This window comes from Microbacterium sp. Ru50, from assembly GCF_002920555.1.
GTDB lineage: Bacteria > Actinomycetota > Actinomycetes > Actinomycetales > Microbacteriaceae > Microbacterium > Microbacterium arborescens.
In genome coordinates this window covers 126,959-144,032 of the sequence record NZ_PQSV01000003.1, presented here as the reverse complement: position 1 = coordinate 144,032, position 17,074 = coordinate 126,959, and the positions used below count along the sequence as shown (strand labels likewise).

The 17,074-nt window shown below is 70.2% G+C and carries 16 protein-coding genes; 4 read left to right on the top strand and 12 right to left on the bottom strand.

The features are described 5' to 3' along the window. Positions 1 to 8: 8 nt before the first annotated feature. The 4 genes from C3481_RS12850 to C3481_RS12835 form a co-directional block, all read right to left on the bottom strand. Entirely contained in the window at positions 9 to 1,007 is a 999-nt protein-coding gene (locus C3481_RS12850) for an ABC transporter permease (RefSeq protein WP_023953721.1), read from the bottom strand. Then, positions 1,004 to 1,978, bottom strand: coding sequence for an ABC transporter permease (locus tag C3481_RS12845; protein WP_064955761.1), 975 nt, complete (start codon positions 1,976 to 1,978; stop codon positions 1,004 to 1,006). The genes C3481_RS12850 and C3481_RS12845 overlap by 4 nt, the downstream gene beginning before the upstream one ends. Before the next feature lies 1 nt (position 1,979). Then, the gene (locus tag C3481_RS12840; RefSeq protein WP_064955760.1) at positions 1,980 to 3,674 is read right to left on the bottom strand and encodes an ABC transporter substrate-binding protein; all 1,695 of its coding nucleotides are present in this window, start codon (positions 3,672 to 3,674) and stop codon (positions 1,980 to 1,982) included. Positions 3,675 to 3,969: 295 nt separating this feature from the next. After that, on the bottom strand, positions 3,970 to 5,217 hold the full coding sequence (locus tag C3481_RS12835) for a serine hydrolase (RefSeq protein WP_103842660.1): 1,248 nt from the start codon (positions 5,215 to 5,217) through the stop codon (positions 3,970 to 3,972). Between the two features lie 78 nt (positions 5,218 to 5,295). On the opposite strand from C3481_RS12835, the gene C3481_RS12830 reads away from it, so the two are divergent. Further along, positions 5,296 to 5,604 (top strand): DUF2470 domain-containing protein, encoded by a 309-nt coding sequence (locus tag C3481_RS12830; RefSeq protein WP_103842658.1) that lies wholly within the window; start codon positions 5,296 to 5,298, stop codon positions 5,602 to 5,604. A 71-nt stretch (positions 5,605 to 5,675) separates the two neighbouring features. Further along, positions 5,676 to 6,341: a heme oxygenase (biliverdin-producing) gene (locus C3481_RS12825; RefSeq protein WP_103842656.1), complete on the top strand. Its 666-nt coding sequence runs from the start codon at positions 5,676 to 5,678 to the stop codon at positions 6,339 to 6,341. Positions 6,342 to 6,366: 25 nt separating this feature from the next. Here C3481_RS12825 and C3481_RS12820 read toward each other — a convergent pair whose 3' ends face one another. Then, on the bottom strand, positions 6,367 to 7,746 hold the full coding sequence (locus C3481_RS12820; protein WP_036304754.1) for an ATP-dependent RecD-like DNA helicase: 1,380 nt from the start codon (positions 7,744 to 7,746) through the stop codon (positions 6,367 to 6,369). A 42-nt stretch (positions 7,747 to 7,788) separates the two neighbouring features. Here C3481_RS12820 and C3481_RS12815 point away from each other — a divergent pair, with 42 nt between their 5' ends. Continuing rightward, a complete protein-coding gene (locus tag C3481_RS12815; protein ID WP_258039119.1) occupies positions 7,789 to 8,925 on the top strand; it encodes a hypothetical protein in 1,137 nt (378 codons plus the stop codon). A 6-nt stretch (positions 8,926 to 8,931) separates the two neighbouring features. On the opposite strand, the gene C3481_RS12810 is transcribed toward C3481_RS12815, so the two are convergent. The 7 genes from C3481_RS12810 to rpmB form a co-directional block, all read right to left on the bottom strand. Then, positions 8,932 to 10,908 (bottom strand): cytochrome c oxidase assembly protein, encoded by a 1,977-nt coding sequence (locus C3481_RS12810; RefSeq protein ID WP_064955756.1) that lies wholly within the window; start codon positions 10,906 to 10,908, stop codon positions 8,932 to 8,934. A 217-nt stretch (positions 10,909 to 11,125) separates the two neighbouring features. Then, on the bottom strand, positions 11,126 to 11,413 hold the full coding sequence (locus C3481_RS12805) for an HU family DNA-binding protein (protein ID WP_036304753.1): 288 nt from the start codon (positions 11,411 to 11,413) through the stop codon (positions 11,126 to 11,128). Positions 11,414 to 11,645: 232 nt separating this feature from the next. Then, complete coding sequence (locus C3481_RS12800) at positions 11,646 to 12,752, bottom strand: alpha/beta hydrolase (RefSeq protein ID WP_103842654.1); 1,107 nt, start codon at positions 12,750 to 12,752, stop codon at positions 11,646 to 11,648. A gap of 2 nt (positions 12,753 to 12,754) precedes the next feature. Beyond that, complete coding sequence (locus tag C3481_RS16545) at positions 12,755 to 12,901, bottom strand: hypothetical protein (protein ID WP_157118127.1); 147 nt, start codon at positions 12,899 to 12,901, stop codon at positions 12,755 to 12,757. Between the two features lie 114 nt (positions 12,902 to 13,015). Further along, on the bottom strand, positions 13,016 to 13,321 hold the full coding sequence (gene rpsN / locus C3481_RS12795; protein WP_023953697.1) for a 30S ribosomal protein S14: 306 nt from the start codon (positions 13,319 to 13,321) through the stop codon (positions 13,016 to 13,018). A gap of 4 nt (positions 13,322 to 13,325) precedes the next feature. Further along, positions 13,326 to 13,496, bottom strand: coding sequence for a 50S ribosomal protein L33 (gene rpmG, locus C3481_RS12790; protein WP_005051772.1), 171 nt, complete (start codon positions 13,494 to 13,496; stop codon positions 13,326 to 13,328). After that, complete coding sequence (gene rpmB, locus C3481_RS12785) at positions 13,496 to 13,732, bottom strand: 50S ribosomal protein L28 (RefSeq protein WP_005051771.1); 237 nt, start codon at positions 13,730 to 13,732, stop codon at positions 13,496 to 13,498. The genes rpmG and rpmB overlap by 1 nt, the downstream gene beginning before the upstream one ends. A gap of 232 nt (positions 13,733 to 13,964) precedes the next feature. On the opposite strand from rpmB, the gene C3481_RS12780 reads away from it, so the two are divergent. Next, complete coding sequence (locus C3481_RS12780; RefSeq protein ID WP_103842652.1) at positions 13,965 to 16,994, top strand: DEAD/DEAH box helicase family protein; 3,030 nt, start codon at positions 13,965 to 13,967, stop codon at positions 16,992 to 16,994. Positions 16,995 to 17,074: the final 80 nt, after the last annotated feature.

Genomic DNA, 17,074 nt, shown 5'->3' with positions numbered 1-17,074 from the left:
TTCGCCGCTCATGCTTTGGCCGCCGTTCGCACGCGAGGATCGATCGCCGCGTAGAGCAGGTCGACGACGAGGTTGCCGACGATGACGAAGAACGCCGAGAGCAGCGTCACCGCCATGATGACCGGCTGGTCGTTCGACGAGATCGAGTCGGCGGTGAGCTTGCCCACGCCGTTGATGCCGAACACGGTCTCGGTGATCACCGCGCCACCGAGGAGACCGGCGACGTCCATCCCGAAGATCGTGACGATCGGCGTCAGCGCCGGGCGCAGCGCGTGGCGGCGCCACACGAGGCTCGGTCGCAGCCCTTTCGCGTGCGCGGTGCGCACGAAGTTCTCCTGCAGAGTGTCGATGACGTTCGCCCGCGTGAGCCGCGTATAGACGGCGGCGTATCCGACCGCGAGCACGATCCACGGCATGAGGAAGTTCAGGAACCACTGCACCGGATCGTCGGCGAACGGCACCGCCTGCGGGAACGGCAGCCATCCGAGCGAGACGACCAGGACGAACTGCAGGGCGAGGGCCAGGACGTAGTTCGGGATCGACATCGACCCGAGGGTCAGCCCGGCCACGAACCGGTCGGTGAACTTCCCCTCGCGCACGGCGCTGAGGACGCCCCCGACGACGCCGCCGACGAGCCAGAGCACCGCCGCCCCGATCGCGATCGTCGCCGAGATGGGCAGGCGCTGCACGATCATGTCGCCCACGAGCTGCCCGGTCTGGAACGAGTACCCGAGGCACGGGGCGCCGCATGCGACCGTCGCGCCCGCGATCTCGTACTCGCGGCCGACGAACAGACCCGAGAGGTACGTGAAGAACTGCGTGAGGAAGGGCTGGTCGAGCCCGAGGTTCGCACGGATCTGGTCGATGCGCTCGGGCGTGCAGTTCTTGCCGCAGATCTGCACCGCCGGGTCGGGCGAGAGCACGAAGAAGATCACGAACGTGAAGAGCGTCACGAGGAACAGCACCACGACCATGCCGGTCGCGCGCGAGAGGACGAAGCGGGTCACGCGCGCACCTCCGCGCTGCCGACGAGCGCGCGGATGCGGTCGCCCAGGGTCGTGAACGAGAGCACCAGGAGGAAGAGGAAGGCGCCCGGGATGAGGAAGTACATCGGGTCGACCGCATACCAGGGCGCCGCCGAGGCGATCATCTGGCCCCAGCTCGGCGTGGGCGGGACGACCCCGACACCGAGGAACGACAGCCCCGCCTCGGTGCCGACGTATCCCGGCACCGCGAGGGTCGCCATCACGATGATGGTCGAGGAGAGGTTCGGCAGGATCTCGCGGAAGATGATCTGCACGCTCGAGGCACCCGAGGCGCGAGCCGACTCGACGAACTCGCGCTCCTTGAGCGACAGCGTCTGCGAGCGCACGATGCGGGCGAGGTAGGGCCAGCCGAACAGCGAGATCACGACGACGAGCAGCAGCACGCGGTTGTCCGCCGGCAGCGCCGACAGAATCGCGATCATGAAGATGAGCGCGGGGAAGGCCATGAGGAACTCCATGACCCGCGAGATGACCGTGTCGACCCAGCCGCCGAGGTATCCGGCCAGCATCCCGAGGACGACTCCGAGCACCGTGGTCAAGAGGGTGGCCGACAGCGCGACCGTCATCGAGACCTGGGCGCCGTAGACGATCCGGGCGAAGATGTCGCGGCCGTTGCCGGGCTCGACCCCGAACCAGTGCTCGGCGCTGATGCCGCCGAGGGGCCCGATCGGGATCGCGCCCATGTTGGGGTCGATCGCGCTCTGGTCGAACTGGTACGGAGACCAGCCGCTGATCTGGACGATGAGGGGCGCGAAGACCGCCATGAGCAGAACGAGCACGATGTAGGCCAGCGACAGCATCGCGGGCACATCGGTGAGGAAGCCTCGGAGGAGTTTCCGGCCGGACGCCGGACGGGATTCCACCGACTCGTCGAGAGGGGAATCACCGCCCGGCGTGGCCTCGACCTCGAGGGGGGCCGAGCTGAAGGTCATGTCAGCCCTTCGACGGGTCCTTCAGACCGACGATCGTGAGGTCGGTCATGTTGGTGTTGGGGATGTAGCCGGCGATGTTCGACCCCGGCAGGAAGATGCCGTTCTCGAAGACCATCGGCGCGATGGGCGCGAGCTCCATGATCTGCTGGTCGAGCTCGCCCCAGGCCTCGTTGGCGGCATCGACGTCGGTCATCCCACGGATCTCGGCGATCCGCTCGTTGACGGCCGGGTCGTTCAGCTGAGCGAGGTTCTGGTTGCCCTTCTCGGTGATGGCCGCGCCGTCGAACAGCGGCGGGATGAAGGTGCTGGCGCTCGAGGCCCAGTCGGGGCACCACCCGGTGATCGCGGCGTTGTTCTGCTGCGACGGCGTCGCGATGGTCTCGTAGTAGATCGAGGTGTCGATGACGTTGAGCTTCACGGTCGCACCGATGCGCTCGAGGCCCTGCTGCACGGCCTCGGCCTGCGCCTGGGCGACGGGGTTCGAGCGGATGTCGAGGGTGAACTCGAACCCGTCGCCGAGCCCGGCCTCCGCGAGCAGTGCCATGGCCTCGTCGACGTCGCCGGTGTTGCCGTCGGAGGGGTAGAGGTCGTAGTCGAGGTGTCCGCTGACCGCCGGCGGGATGATCGTCGTCGCGACATCCGCCAGCTGGTTTCCGCCCGACGCGTTCTGGATGCTGGCGCGGTCGAGCGCCCAGTTCACCGCCTGACGCACGCGCAGGTCGTCGAAGGGCGGCTTCGTCGTGTTGAGCGACATGTACGTCGTGCAGTACGCCGGAGCGGTGATCGCGCGCTCCTGCAGCTGCGGCGTCTGGATGCGGGGCAGCGTGGCGCCCGCGATCTTGCCCGCGATCGCGTTCTGGTCGGCGCCTTGCCCGGCGATCATGCGCTCGTCGATCGTCGCGCCGTCGATGCCGATGTCGAACTGCCACTGGTCGGGGTAGGCCTTGCGCACCTCGTCGGTCTCGGGCTCCCAGTGCTCGTTGCGCACGAGCTTGATGGTGCTGCCGGGGGTGTAGGAATCGAGCGTGTACGGCCCCGACGCGATGACGTCGTTGATGAACTCGTCGCCGCCGCCGGAACCGATCGGGAAGGGCACGGCGTTGGGCTGGGCGAGCACGTTGTCGAACTCGGGGAAAGGCGCCTTGAGGTGGAAGACGATCGTCTTCGCGTCGGGCGTCTCGATCGTGGGGAGATCCCCCGAGACGTAGGGGCCCTGGTAGTCGGCGGGCGCATCGATGACGGACTTCAGATAGGGCGAGCCGATGCCGATCTGCGGATCCCATGCGCGGGAGATGCCGAACTCCATCTCGGCGGAGGTGATCGGGTCGCCGTTGTCGAAGAAGAGGTCATCCTTGAGCGTGTAGGTCCAGGTGAGTCCGTCGTCAGACACCTCGCCGAGGCCGGTCGCGAGGTCGGGAACGATAGCGTTCGGGTCGTCGGAGTCGCCCGCGGCCTGCATCGTGAGGCCGCGGTAGAGCAGACGGTAGAACGCGTTGACGCCGCCGTCCCAGCCGCGGGCGGGGTCGAGGTACGAGAAGTCGGCGTTCTGGAGCATGTGGACGGTTCCGCCGGTCTGCGGCGTTCCGTCGGTGCCGGTCTGCTGCGGCGAACCGCCGCCACCGGCGCACGCCGTGAGGGCGAGTGCCATGGCCGTTCCCGCGGCGAGGATGCCGGCGAATCTCCTGGTGGTGGTCATTGGTGGACCTTCCCTTTCTCTGCTCCATTGCGTCGAGTGCTGTCCATGAAACAACATCACGGTGCAATGTGCAATTGCACGATCACGCTGCATCCGTTCTACCGAGGTCCGCAGCGCGGGGAGGTCCGCGTGACACGATCGTCACGCGATCCGGCCGTTTCTTCACATCCGCGAAACACAGCGAGCGTCGCCCGGGCGCGCGAGACTCGGAGAATCACGGCGATATCGGCTGCTGCCGAGTCATCGCTCCGAGGTCGGCGACATTCTCCGAAGCTCGCGCTGCGGCGCAGCCCCGTCAGGGAAGCGGGCAGATCGCGACCGACGCGAGGTCGCCGTCCATCTGCTCGGGCGTCCAGGGCAGACCCGCCGGCGGCGCGGTCTCGCCCGAGGCGGCGGGAGCCTTCGACGCGATCGCGGCGAGCTGCCACCCGAGCACGCGGACCGCCTCGGCCGAAGCGCGGGAGTTGTTCAGCACGGCGACGACCGTGAGGCCCGTCTCGCGGTCGGCGAAGGCCACGGTCTGGTAGCCCGGGATCGAGCCGTACTGCCCGATGAGGGTTCCCGCCTGATAGGTGCCGCCGTCGACGGTGTACCAGGTCGGCGACCCCTCGCCCACCGGGATGGGGGCGCCGAACCGCTGGTCGTCGTCGAACGGACGCAGCCCCGTCGCGAGCGCGCGGACATAGCGGCCGAGGTCGGCTGCCGTCGTGACGACGCCCGAGGCCGTGAACCCGGCCGAGGGCGACAGGGCGGTGAGGTCGGCCGCCGTCGCGCAGTCGGGCGTCCCCTCGGGCGTCAGCACGGACTGCGTGCCGTGGAGTCCGATGTCCGCGGTGCGCGAGGGCAGGGATGAGCCTGCCATGCCGAGCGGCTCGAAGACGTAGCGCTGGAACAGTTCCGCGGCGGTGCTGCTCGAGGCGCGCTCCAGCGCCATGCCGAGGAGGACGTACCCGGCATCCGAATCGACGTAGGAGGTGCCGCCCGTCGGGCCCGAGGCCGCCAGACCGTAGGCGAGGAGCTCGTGCGGAGCCCACGGGCGCGCCGGGTTCGCCTCCCACCGGCCCTGCAGACGCGGCTGGTACGAACCGAGGCCGGACGTGCTGTCGCAGAGCTGCTCGAGGGTGACGACCGGGGTCGCGGGGAATCCGACGATCCACTCCGTCACGGGGTCGTCGAGCTCGACCGTGCCGTCGGCTGCCATGCCGTAGAGCACGTCGCACGTCATCGCGCGGGTGACGGGTCCGGCCTTGAAGGAGTCGTCGGCGGTGACCTCGGTCCCGTCGGGGTTGGTGCCGAAGCCCTGCACCCACTCGCCCGACCAGGGCACCCAGACGCCCGCGATCGCACCGGCCGAGCCGGTCATCGCCATCGCACGCTCGACCGCGGCGGTGAGCTGCGCCTGCGTGTCGCCGCCGATCTCACCGTCGGCCTGCGGGGGCACGGCGACGCTGCTGACGCTCGCGGGCGCGCACGCCGAAAGACCGAGCGCGAGCGCGACCGCAACGGCGATCCCCGCGCTTCGACGGCGTCGAGTCGCACGCATTCCTGAGCCACCCCCCGAGATGTATGCCTCCAGTGAATCACACCGCTCCTGAGGATCCCGCGAACCTAGGGTGGACCCATGACACACGTTTTCGACGCCGACGCCATCTCCGGCGTGCTCGGTCACATGAACGACGACCACCGCGACGACAACCTGCTCATCGCGCGCGCGTTCGGCGAACCGGATGCCGCGGCGGCGACGATGACGCACTTCGACGGCGACGGCGGGGATTGGCAGGCGGTGGGGCCCGACGGCGGCATCCGGGAGATCCGCGTGGCGTGGCCCGGCGGCCCGATCACCGAGCGCCGCGAGGTGCGCCGGGAGATCGTCGCGCTGTACGACGAGGCCTGTGCGCGACTCGACGTGGAGCCGCGCCCGCACGACTGAGCGTTACGGATTCGTTAAGAGGTCGGCGAGAAACCTTCAGGTTAGCTGTACCTAAGTGCTATCGTCGGGCCATGCTCGAACCGATCCCCTTCTCGACCGCTCTCCGCGAGCGCTCCAGCTCTGCGCACTCCGGCAGCGAAGGCGCCGGCTTCATGTCCGACCTCATGCGCGGCAAGGGCACCCGCGACGACTACGTCGCCCTGGTCGCGCAGCACTGGTTCATCTACGAGGCGCTCGAAGCCGCGGCATCCCGGATGTCGGCCGACCCGGTGGCCGCCACGTTCATCAGCGACAAGCTCACCCGGCTCCCCGCGCTCGAGGCCGACCTCGAGTTCTTGATCGGCTCAGACTGGCGCGAGCGGATCACGCCGCTGCCGACGACCGAGCGCTACGTCGCCCGCATCGACGAGGTCGGGGCCACCTGGGCCGGCGGTTTCGTCGCGCACCACTACACCCGCTACCTCGGCGACCTGTCGGGAGGCCTGTTCATCGGCAAGCTGATGGCCCGCCAGTTCGGCTTCGAGACCAACGGCATCGGCTTCTACATCTTCGGCGACATCGCCGATCCGGCGGCGTTCAAGGAGCGCTACCGCGAGCAGCTCGACGCCGCTCCCTGGGACGAGGCCGAGCAGCAGCGGGTGATCGACGAGGTGCTGGTCGCCTACCAGTTCAACACCGACCTGTTCACCGATCTCGCCGACGCGAAGGCCGCGCGCGCGGCATCCGTCGTCGCCTGATCCCCGCGACGCGTGACGCCGCCGGTCACATGCCGGCGGCGCGGACGGCGGCCATGAAGCGCCGCACGTCGTGGTCGACCAGGATGTCGCTGGGCCGGAGCGGTCGCGACAGGTAGAGCCCGTCGAGCGAGGTCAGTCGCGAGAGCGCGACGTAGGTCTGCCCCGGCGCGAAGGCGCCCGACCCGAGGTCGACGATCGCACGGTCGTAGGTCTTGCCCTGCGACTTGTGGATCGTCACCGCCCAGGCCAGTCGGAGCGGGAACTGCGTGAACTCCGCGACGATCTCGCGGGTCAGCTTGCGCGAGCCCGGGTCGTACGCGTAACGGAACCGCTCCCAGACGGCGGGCTCGACGTCGTGCTCCTCGCCGTCGAGCTCCACGCGGACCGATGACCCCGCGATGCGGGTGACGGTTCCGATGGAGCCGTTGACCCAGCGCGGGCCGTCACCGGCATAGCCCGCGACGTCGTTGCGGAGGAACATCACCTGCGCGCCGACCTTCAGCTGCAGCTCGGGGTCGGCCGGGTACGACGTCTCCCCCCGCCCGAAGTCGCCGCTGACATCGGCCTTCGCCGTCTGCACCGGGCCCGTGAGGGCGTCGAGATGCCGCTGGTTGATGCGGTTGACGGCATCGTTGCGGGTCGCGAGCGTGATGACGGGCGGCTCGTCACCGGTGGGAGGCGGCGGTGTGCGGGCGCCCGCCGCGTTGAGAGCGGCGGCGATGTCGGCCGTGACGACGCCGTACCGGACGGCGTTGAGCATCTCCTTGAACCCCGCGTCCGCCTGACGATGGATCTCGCCGAGCTCCGCGATGTGCAGCGGAGCGCCGACCCGGCCGAGATCGAGCAGTCCGTCCGAGCGGATCGCGCCGGCATCCGCCTTCGGGCCCGCCCACACCTGCGCGTCGAAGAACCAGAACGAGCGATAGTGATCGCGGATGTACTTCAGCTCGTCGCCGCGCGGCGGCACCGGCGAGAGCTGATACGGGTCGCCGAACATGACGATCTGCACGCCGCCGAACGCCTCGGAGCGCCGACGACGCGCTTGTCGCAACGACCGGTCGATCGCATCCATCACATCGGCGTTGACCATCGAGATCTCGTCGATGACGAGCGTGTCGATCGCGTTGAGGATGCGGCGCGTCGGCTCGGACTGCTCGAGTTCGCTGTCGGCGACGAGTCCGATCGGCAGCCGGAAGAGGGAGTGGATCGTCTGCCCCTCGACGTTGAGCGCAGCGACGCCCGTCGGAGCGCAGATCGCGATCTGCTTGTCGGTGTTCCACGCGAGGTGCTGCAGCAGTGTCGACTTGCCGGTACCGGCTCGCCCGGTGACGAAGACGTGGTCGCGGGTCGTCTCGATCCGGCGGAACAGTGCCTCCTGCTCAGCGGAGAGAGGCGGCAAGGTCACCGATTCATGGTAGCCACAGGTGAGCCTTCCTAGACTTGTGCTGTGCACGAGGCGCAGACGACTCCGGACGCCGCGACCGGCGACGATGAGTCGAGCGCGCCCGAGAGCGCCCGCCGCCCCGGGCAGGGTCGCCGTCGGGGTGCACGCAGCGGTCGCCGGCTCGCCCTCGACCTCACCGCGATCGGGCTGCTGTCGGTGCTCGCCCTCGGGGCTCTGGGCGTCGGCGGAGTCGCGGTGTACCGCACGCTCTACAGTCCCGCCGCGTTCGTCGAGCGCTACCTGTCGCTGCTGAGCAGCGGCAGCGCCGCCGACGCCCTGCGCCTGCCGGGCGTCGCGATGGATTCGGCCGAGCTCGCCGCGGCGGAGCTGCCGTCGACGACATCCGAGGTGCTGCTGCGCCGCGCCGCCCTCGCACCGCTGTCGGACGTCGAGGTGATCGGCGAGCGCGTCCGCGGCGACGTCACCGAGATCACCGTGACCTACCTCGCGAACGGTCACCGCGGCCGCACGCAGTTCGACGTCGAGCAGGACGGCTGGATCGGCGTCGCCCCCGCATGGCGCTTCGCGCACAGCCCGCTGTCGGCGATCGACCTGACCGTGCGGGGAGCCACCCGGTTCCAGGTCAACGGCTTCGAGCTCGACACCCGGCAGGTCGCACCCGAGGGCGTGGATGCCGATCCGCTCGTGCCGGTCTCGATGCTCGTCTTCTCTCCCGGCGCCTACTCGATCTCGGTCGACACCCCGACGGCGCAGACCCCCGGGGTGGCCGTCCTCTCCGACGCTCCGCAGAAGGCGGTCCCCGTCGATCTGCAGGCGCAGCCGACGCCGGAGTTCGTCGACGTCGTGCAGGATCGCGTCGACGAGTTCCTCGCATCGTGCGCGACGCAGCAGGTGCTGCAGCCCACGGGATGCCCGTTCGGATACTTCGTCCGCAACCGCGTCGAAGGCGCACCGCAGTGGTCGATCGCGGAGAACCCGAAGATCGAGGTCGTCCCCGACGGCGCGCAGTGGGCCATCCCGAGCACCCGGGCCGTCGCGCACATCGACGTCGACATCCGCTCGATCTACGACGGGCGACTCAACGAGGTGTCGGAGGACGTCGAGTTCTTCCTGACCGGATCGATCACGATCCTGCCCGACGGCACCGCATCCATCCAGGTGTCGGCCGACCAGGGCTGAGCGGGGTCAGCGGCTCCGCGCGGCGTCGCGGCGCGCGAGCTCGGCGAGGCGCTCGTTGTACTCCTCGAGCTCGGTGTCGCCGGCACGGTCGACCTGACGGTCGCGGCGGCGCTGCATCCGGTCATCCGATCGGCTCCACTGGATCGCCACCGTGATCGCGAGGATCAGGGTGGGGATCTCCCCCACCGACCAGGCGACGCCGCCGCCGATGTACTGGTCCTCGAGCGGCGTCGGCCCCCACGTTCGGCCCATCGATCCGAACCACTCCGCGGCGAACATCCCCGACGACATCATGATCGCGATGCCGAAGAAGGCGTGCATCGCCATGACCGCGATGAGCGTGAGCAGACGGAACGGATACGGCAGGCGGTAGGGCACCGGGTCGATGCCGATGAGCGACAGCACGAACAGGTAGCCCGAGATGAGGAAGTGGACGACCATCCACTCGTGTCCGATGTGGTCGTACAGCGACCAGCGGAACAGATCGGTGTAGTAGAACACCCACAGCGAGCCGATGAACATGATCGACGCGAACGCCGGATGCGTGACGACGCGCGAGAACGGGGTGTGAACGGCCCAGAGGATCCACTCGCGTCCACCGCGCGACCCGTCGTCGCGCTTGCGGATGGCGCGGGCGGCCAGCGTCACGGGCGCCCCCGCCACGAGGCACAGCGGGATCGCCATCGACAGCAGCATGTGCCCGACCATGTGCAGGCTGAAGAGGTAGTCCTGGTAGGCGTTGATGGGCCCGCTCGTGACCCACAGCAGCAGGAGCAGGCCGAAGACCCACAGCGCCGTCCGGTAGATCGGCCAGCGGTCGCCGCGCTTGCGCAGACGCCGGACACCGGCGAGGTAGAAGAACAGGCCGAACCCGACGGCGAAGACCCAGAGCAGATCGACATCCCACATCGTGAACCAGCGGTCGATCGTCAGCTCGGGAGGCAGGACCGTGCCGGTCAGGATCTGGGCCGGGGTCTGCTGCTCGGGGAGGGTCGTGTCGACGGGCGGCGGCGTGCGCGCGAGCGCGGCGGCCGCTCCGCTCGCGATGCCCATGAAGACGATCTCGACGGTGACGAGCAGCCAGAACACCCGCGCCGCGCCCGATGAGGCGAGCTTGGAGATGAGCCGTCCGCGATACGAGGCGCCGAGGATGCCCATCGCGATGAGGGCGACGACCTTCACCAGCAGCAGCGCCCCGTACGGCGAGAACAGGTTGGCCGGCGAGAGGATCGCGACGGCGGCGCGGACCGTTCCCGAGACCGCGACCACGATGAAGGCCACGAGCGCGATGCTCGAGTAGCGCGACACGATCGCGACCATGTCGGCCCGGTCGACGACGGGCCGGATGATGACGAGCAGCAGCAGGCCGCCGAGCCAGACCGCCGCGGCGACGATGTGCAGCGCCAGCGCGGTGACCGCGATGTTGTGGTTGGCCTCTTCGCCCGAGTGGCCCTGCGTCGCCATCGGGATGAGGGATGCCGCCGCGAGGATGCCGACGATGAGCGTCGAGGTCCAGCCGCGGACGGCGAAGGTGAGCACCGTGAGCACGGCGCCGGCGATCGTCGTCAGCAGCCAGGCGCGCCCGGCCTCGGTGTCGACGAGGAATCGGCCGAGCTGCTGACCGAACTCCGCGCTGGCGCTGGGAGCCGCGCCCAACAGGTTGAGGAAGGTGAAGAACGCGGTACCCGCGCTCGCGACGGTGAAGATCGCCGCGGAGATCGAGGCGGCGTCGAGGGCCGTGTCGAACGGGCGCTCGCCCGCGCGCAGGGCGAACAGCGCCACGACGAGGGATCCGACCATGCCCGCCGCCGCGAGGTTGACGACGAGCTTGATGACCGGCAGACCCCACCGGACGAGGGGTCCGGGGTCGAGCAGCTGCAGCGGGGCGGCGCCGCCGCCGGCCGCGAGGCCGATGAGGACGACGATGAGAGCCGACACAGCGAGGATCGCCGGTCCGGCGAGACGCTGCGCTCGGGATTCCACCCCACCAGCCTACGGCGGCCGGGCGCCCCAGGCCTCTCAGCCCCTCAGCCCCTCAGCGGCTGAGCCGCGAGGTCCCATTCGGGCCGGGTATGTCGGCCGGGTTTCCGGCTCAAGTGGGACCTCGAGAAGCGGGGCGGGGCGGGGCGGGGCAGGGCAGGGCAGGGGGACGACGGAGGGGGATGCCGTACGGCATCCCCCTCCGGTGAATCGTCGTCGATTACTTGACGGCGGCCTTCAGCTTCGAGCCGGCGGTCACCTTGACGCGCTTGCCCGCGGCGATCTTGATCTCCTCGCCGGTCTGCGGGTTGCGGCCGGTGCGAGCGGCGGTGTCGACCTGCTCGAAGGCGATCCAGCCCGGGATCGAGACCTTGCTGCCCTTGGCGACGGCCTCGGAGACGGTCGTGAAGAGCGAGTCGAGCACGCCCGAGACGGCGGCCTGGCTCTGACCGGTGGCGCTGGCGATGCTCGCGACGAGCTCGGTCTTGGTGATGGACTTGTCAGCCATAGGGTTGTCCTCCAGACGGCGGACGACGGACGCGCCGCCGACAGCGTGGGTGGTTCCCGGGGACTCGCGTCCCGCGGTTGGTCGTTCGACCGGTCCCGAATATACGCGGATTCCGCGGAATTTCGCGGATTTACCGGCTTCCAGGGGCGCTTTCACCCGGCGTGTCGCCCGTTTTCGGGGCGCATGGGACGAATGTGACGTCCGCGCGGGGTCGCCGGGGTCGGCGCGACGGTCAGATCCGGCGCAGTGCTGAGACGACCTCGGCCTCCCACCGGCGCGCCGCGGGGAGCGCTCCGACGAAGATAGGGGTGTCATGCGTGACCCCGAGGTACCGGGTCGCGCTCGCCTCCACCCCGGCGCGGCGCAGCTTGGCGGCGTAGGCCGCTCCGTCGCTGCGCAGCGGGTCGTACTCCGCCGTCAGGATCACCGCCGGCGGAAGGTCGGCGAGCGAATCGGCACGCATCGGCGAAGCGTAGGACTCGCGCGCCCGCGAGCGGTCGCCGAGATACGTGCGGGCGACCGAGACGAGCTCGCGCACGGCGATGAACGCGGGGATGCCGAGGGCGTAGGTCGCGCGCAGATCGATGAACCTCCCCGTGAGGTCGGTCACCGGCACCTCGAGGATCTGCACGGCGACGGGGAGGCGCGCCCGATCGCGGTTCATGAGCGTCAGGACGGCCGCGATGTTGCCACCCGCCGACGACCCCGAGATGCCCACCCGGTCCGGATCGATGCCGAGCGCCCCCGCCTCGTCGTGGAGCCACCGCCACGCCGCGTACGCCTGCTCGATCTGGGTCGGATAGCGGTGCTCGGGCGCCAGCGAGTAGTCGACCGCGACGAGGACGACACCGGATGCCTCGGCACGGCGCCGGCACGCGGCATCCGCCGTCGGGTAGTCGATGCCGCCGATACGGAAAGCGCCACCGCCGATCACGAGGCACGCGGGGGCCGGCTCGCCCGCAACGAGCGTGGTGGGGCGGTAGACCCGCACACGCACGTCGGGGTAGCCGGGCACCGGGACGACGTGCTCGGACGTGGCGATCTCGGGGCCCGGTGTGCCGACCGTCCGGAGCTCCTGGCGGTCCCAGGCGAGCGCGGCCTTGCGGTGACGCTCGCGCGGCGTGAGCGGGCGCTTGCCCGCGGGCTTCGCGGGGGTGGGCGTGGGGGCCGGGCTGGGGGCTGAGGTGGGGGCGGTTCCCGGTACGCCCTCCGCGGCGGGGGATCGCGGGGTTCGCGGCATCCGATCGGCCACCGCGGACGTGACCGATCGCCAGGCCTGCCGCAGGAGGTAGCGCCGGTGCGTGCGCAGCCGCTCCGCGAAGAAGGGATCCAACGGCATGGTCAGTCTCCGTCCGCGCGCTCGGTGCGTTCGTCGAGCTCGGTGCGTTCATCGAGCTCTCGCAACCGCCGGAGCTTCGACCAGGGCACGAAGACGATCCACATCACCGACGCGATCGCGCCACCCATGATCATCGAGCTGATGTCCATGCTCCGACCGTAGCCGTTGCCGCGCATACCCGTCCCGAGCGCAGGCGGTGGGAACGACGAAGCCCCCGTCCCGACGAATCGGGGCGGGGGCTTCGGCGCTGTGTTGCAGGCCGCTTACCAGCTCGACTTGGTCACACCGGGCAGCTCGCCCTTGTGTGCCATGTCGCGGAAGCGGACGCGCGAGATGCCGAACTTCGAGAGGTGGCCACGGGGGCGACCGTCGATCGCGTCGCGCTTGCGGACGCGAACCGGCGACGCGTTGCGCGGGAGCTTCTGCAGGCCGACGCGGGCGGCCTCGCGGGCCTCGTCGGTCGCGTTCGGGTCGACGAGGGTCTTCTTCAGCTCGGCACGCTTCTCGGCGTAGCGGGCGACGACCTCTTCACGCTGGTTGTTGCGCGCGATCTTGCTCTTCTTAGCCATGAGATCAGCGCTCCTCTCGGAATTCGACGTGCTTGCGGATCACCGGGTCGTACTTCTTCAGCACGATGCGGTCGGGGTTGTTGCGACGGTTCTTGCGCGTCACATAGGTGTACCCCGTACCGGCGGTCGAACGGAGCTTGATGATCGGACGGACGTCCTGAGCCTTCTTCGCCATTAGAGCTTCACACCCTTCGCGATCAGGTCCTTCACGACCGACTCGATGCCGCGGGCGTCGATGACCTTGATGCCCTTAGCCGACACGTTCAGCGTGATCTTGCGACCGAGCGAAGGAACGTAGTAGGTCTTCTTCTGCACGTTCGGGTCGAAGCGGCGCTTCGTCCGGCGGTGCGAGTGCGAGATGTTGTGACCGAAGCCGGGAACTGCTCCGGTCACCTGGCACACTGCTGCCATAGTGATTCTCCTTAGTACCGTGACACCGGACGGTGCCACCCAAGATCCCTTGTCTGCACCCGCGCTCCACCCGGCCGTTTCGGGCCTGTGATGGGGAGTGGGTACGTACTGCGTGCTGGAGTGCGCGCAGACAAACAGTCAGTCTAGCACGCGACGGCGTGTCGCCTTGACCGCGGTCGGGGCCGCCGGCTGCCCGGGATGCCGCGTCGGTGCCGTCTGACATACTGCCGCTATGTCGCCGGAGGCCGATGTTCCCCTCGGGCGATGGCGGTTCGAGGGCCGGCTGCGGCACTACCAGGCTGATGCACTCGAACGCGTGGACGCCTCCGGCCCCGGGCCGCTGCACATCGTCGCGCCGCCGGGCTCGGGCAAGACGCTTCTCGGCCTCCTGCTCGCGATGCGACGCGGGACGCGGACGCTCGTCCTCGCCCCGACGATCACGATTCGCGAGCAATGGGCCGCCGAGGCGCGGCGCCTGGCGCCGGACGCCGCCGATGTCTCGACCGCCGGCGAGGCCCCGAGCGAGCTGACCGCCCTGACCTACCAGTCGCTGAGCGTGCTCGACGGCGAGAATCCCCTCGCCGCGCTGGCGCACGAGCGCTGGCGGCTCGAGCTCGAGAGCGACGGCCGGTCGACGGATGCGGCATCCGCCTGGCTCGACGCTCTCCGCTCGGGCAACCGCCGCGCGTACGCAGCCGGCATCGCGCGGCGTTCCCGCACACTGCGACGCCGCATCGCTCAGGAGGACCCGGATGCGCTGTCGCGCGCGCTGCATCCGAATGCTCGCGCGCTGATCGAGCGCCTCGTCGATCACGGCGTCGACACGGTCGTGCTCGACGAGTGCCATCATCTGCTCGACCATTGGGCGCTCGTGGTCGCGGCGCTCGTGGCACGGCTGCGCGCGGCCGGACGTTCCCCGCTCGTCATCGGCCTGACCGCCACGCTCCCCTCTGCCGACGACGGCGACGCCTACGACAACTACACGTCGCTTCTGGGGAACGTCGACTACGAGGTTCCGATCCCCGCGGTCGTCCGCGAGGGCAACCTCGCCCCCTTCCGCGAGCACGTACGATTCGTCGAGCCGACGTCCGACGAGCTCGCATTCCTGTCGGGAGCAGCGATGGGCCTCGGGCTGCTCCTCCGCTCGACCTTCGCGCACGGCGACGGCGCCGATCACCTCGTGAGGATGCTGCAACCGACGCCGGATGCTGTCGGCGACGCGGCATCCGACGCAGATGACGCAGGCGCGGGCGGCGGCGGCATGGCAGCTGCGCCCCTCGTACCGCCTCCCGCCCCGCCCGCGCGCGGTGCGCGGAACGACCGCGTGGACGTCCGGCTGTCGCGCGCGTTCGCCGACGACTTCGCCGGATCCGAGGCTGCCGCGGCGATGCTCGCGACCGTCCATCCGGATCATCCGCTCGTCGAGCGCCTTCCGGCCGCGGCGCAGCGCACGCCGACGACCGAGGAGTCGCTGCGGCTCCTGGGGCGGTTCGCGCTCGACCGCATCCTCCCCGATCCGGCCGCCCGGGAACGGTGGGAGCGGATCCGGGCGACCCTCGCCGACTTCGGTTTCTCGCTGACCGACCGGGGCCTGCGCCGCACGCGCGATCCGATCGACACGATGCTGGCATCGTCGCTGTCGAAGGACCGAGCAGTCTGCGACATCCTGCGGCTCGAACGAGACCGGGTCGGCTCGCGTCTGCGCGCCCTCGTCGTCTCGGACTTCAGCGAGCACGGCAACCGCCATGGCGGACTGATCGGGCGGGCGGGCGCGGTGCGGACCTTCGACGTCCTCGTGACGGATGCCGCGACCGCCGACCTGCGCTGCGCCCTGGTCACCGGATCGACGACGCGCATCGCGACGCGTCACGTCGAGGCGTTGTCCGCGGCGTGGGCGGCCGCTCTCGCCCCCGAGAGCGGATCGCCGCCGACGATCGCGGTAGTCGCGGTGCCCGACGATCCGGGCGTGTCCGAGATCTCGGCACCGGGTGTCGGCGCCGCGGGTTTCGTCCGCGCCGCCTCGATCCTGTTGGCGCGCGGCGAACTCGACGTCATCGTCGGAACGCGCGGGCTCTTCGGCGAGGGGTGGGACTGCCCGGCCGTCAACACGCTCATCGACCTGTCGTCGGTGGCGACAGCACCCGCGACCCAGCAGTTGCGCGGGCGCGCACTGCGGCTGGATCCGGGCTGGCCGGAGAAGGTCGCGCACATCTGGACCGTGACGGCGATGTTGCCGCCGTCGTCGCCGATCGACGCGTCCCCCGACCTGTCGCGGCTGCGGCGCAAGCACGAGCGCCTCTGGGGTGTGCACCGCGACGATCCTCGTCGCATCATCCGCGGCCTCCCCGGTGTGCTGACGGCCGATCAGCGCCGCCTGCTCGCGTCGGGCCGCCCCGCGGCGCACGACCTCGATGCGCTGACGGTGGTCGAGGCGCGCGAGCGCACGCGCGCGCTGTGGCGCGTCGGCGAGGACTACCTCGACCGGGAGTCGATCGACGCGACCGTCGCGCCGCGCAGGGGCGAGCCGACGTTCCGGACGCGGGGACGAGCGGATGCCGCGCTCGGAGCCGGAACCGCCGCCGCAGGCGTCGTCACCACGGCGTCGCTCGCTCTCATGATCGCGGGCGGCGCGGGCGCGGCGGGCGGCGCGGGCGCGGCGGGATTCGCGGAGCTCGCGGCCGGAGCGGCGGGGCTGGTCACCGCCCTCGCCGTGGGCATGCCGATCGCCCGCGCCTGGTGGCGCTCCCGGCGTGCGCATGCCGAAGCGCCGGAGCTGTACCGCCGCATCGCGGGCGTCGTCGTGGCCGCATTGCAGCGTTCCGGGCGCCTGAGCGAGGCCGCGGCAGCCGAGGTGATCGTCGAGCGACCGGCGGATGCCGGCGGCATCCAGCAGTTCGAGCTGCACCTGCGGAACGCCTCTCTCGCCGAGCAGCACGCCTTCGCCGGAGCGATGGCGGAGCTGCTCGGTCCGGTGCGGACGCCGCGATTCCTGCTGCAGGTGGATGCCGGCGGGCGGACCCCGATCGTGCGATGGCTGCTGAAGCGCGCATCGCGATCGAGCCCGGCTCAGTTCTTGCCGGTGCCCTCGGCGTTCGGCATGTCGGGGCCGCGGATCCGCGCCTTCGCCGACGACTGGCAGCGGGCGGTGGGCCCGTGCGCGCTCCATTTCGTCGACAGTCCGGATGCGCTCGCGACACTCGCGGAGGCGCGCCGCGGCGGAGCCGTCGCCGGCGACCTCGCCGTCGTCGAACGCTGGGACTGACGGCTCCTTCCCCTCCCTGCCCCGCGAACCGACGCGAACGGCGCCGTATCCGGCCCCGACAAGACCATTCGTGTCGGGTC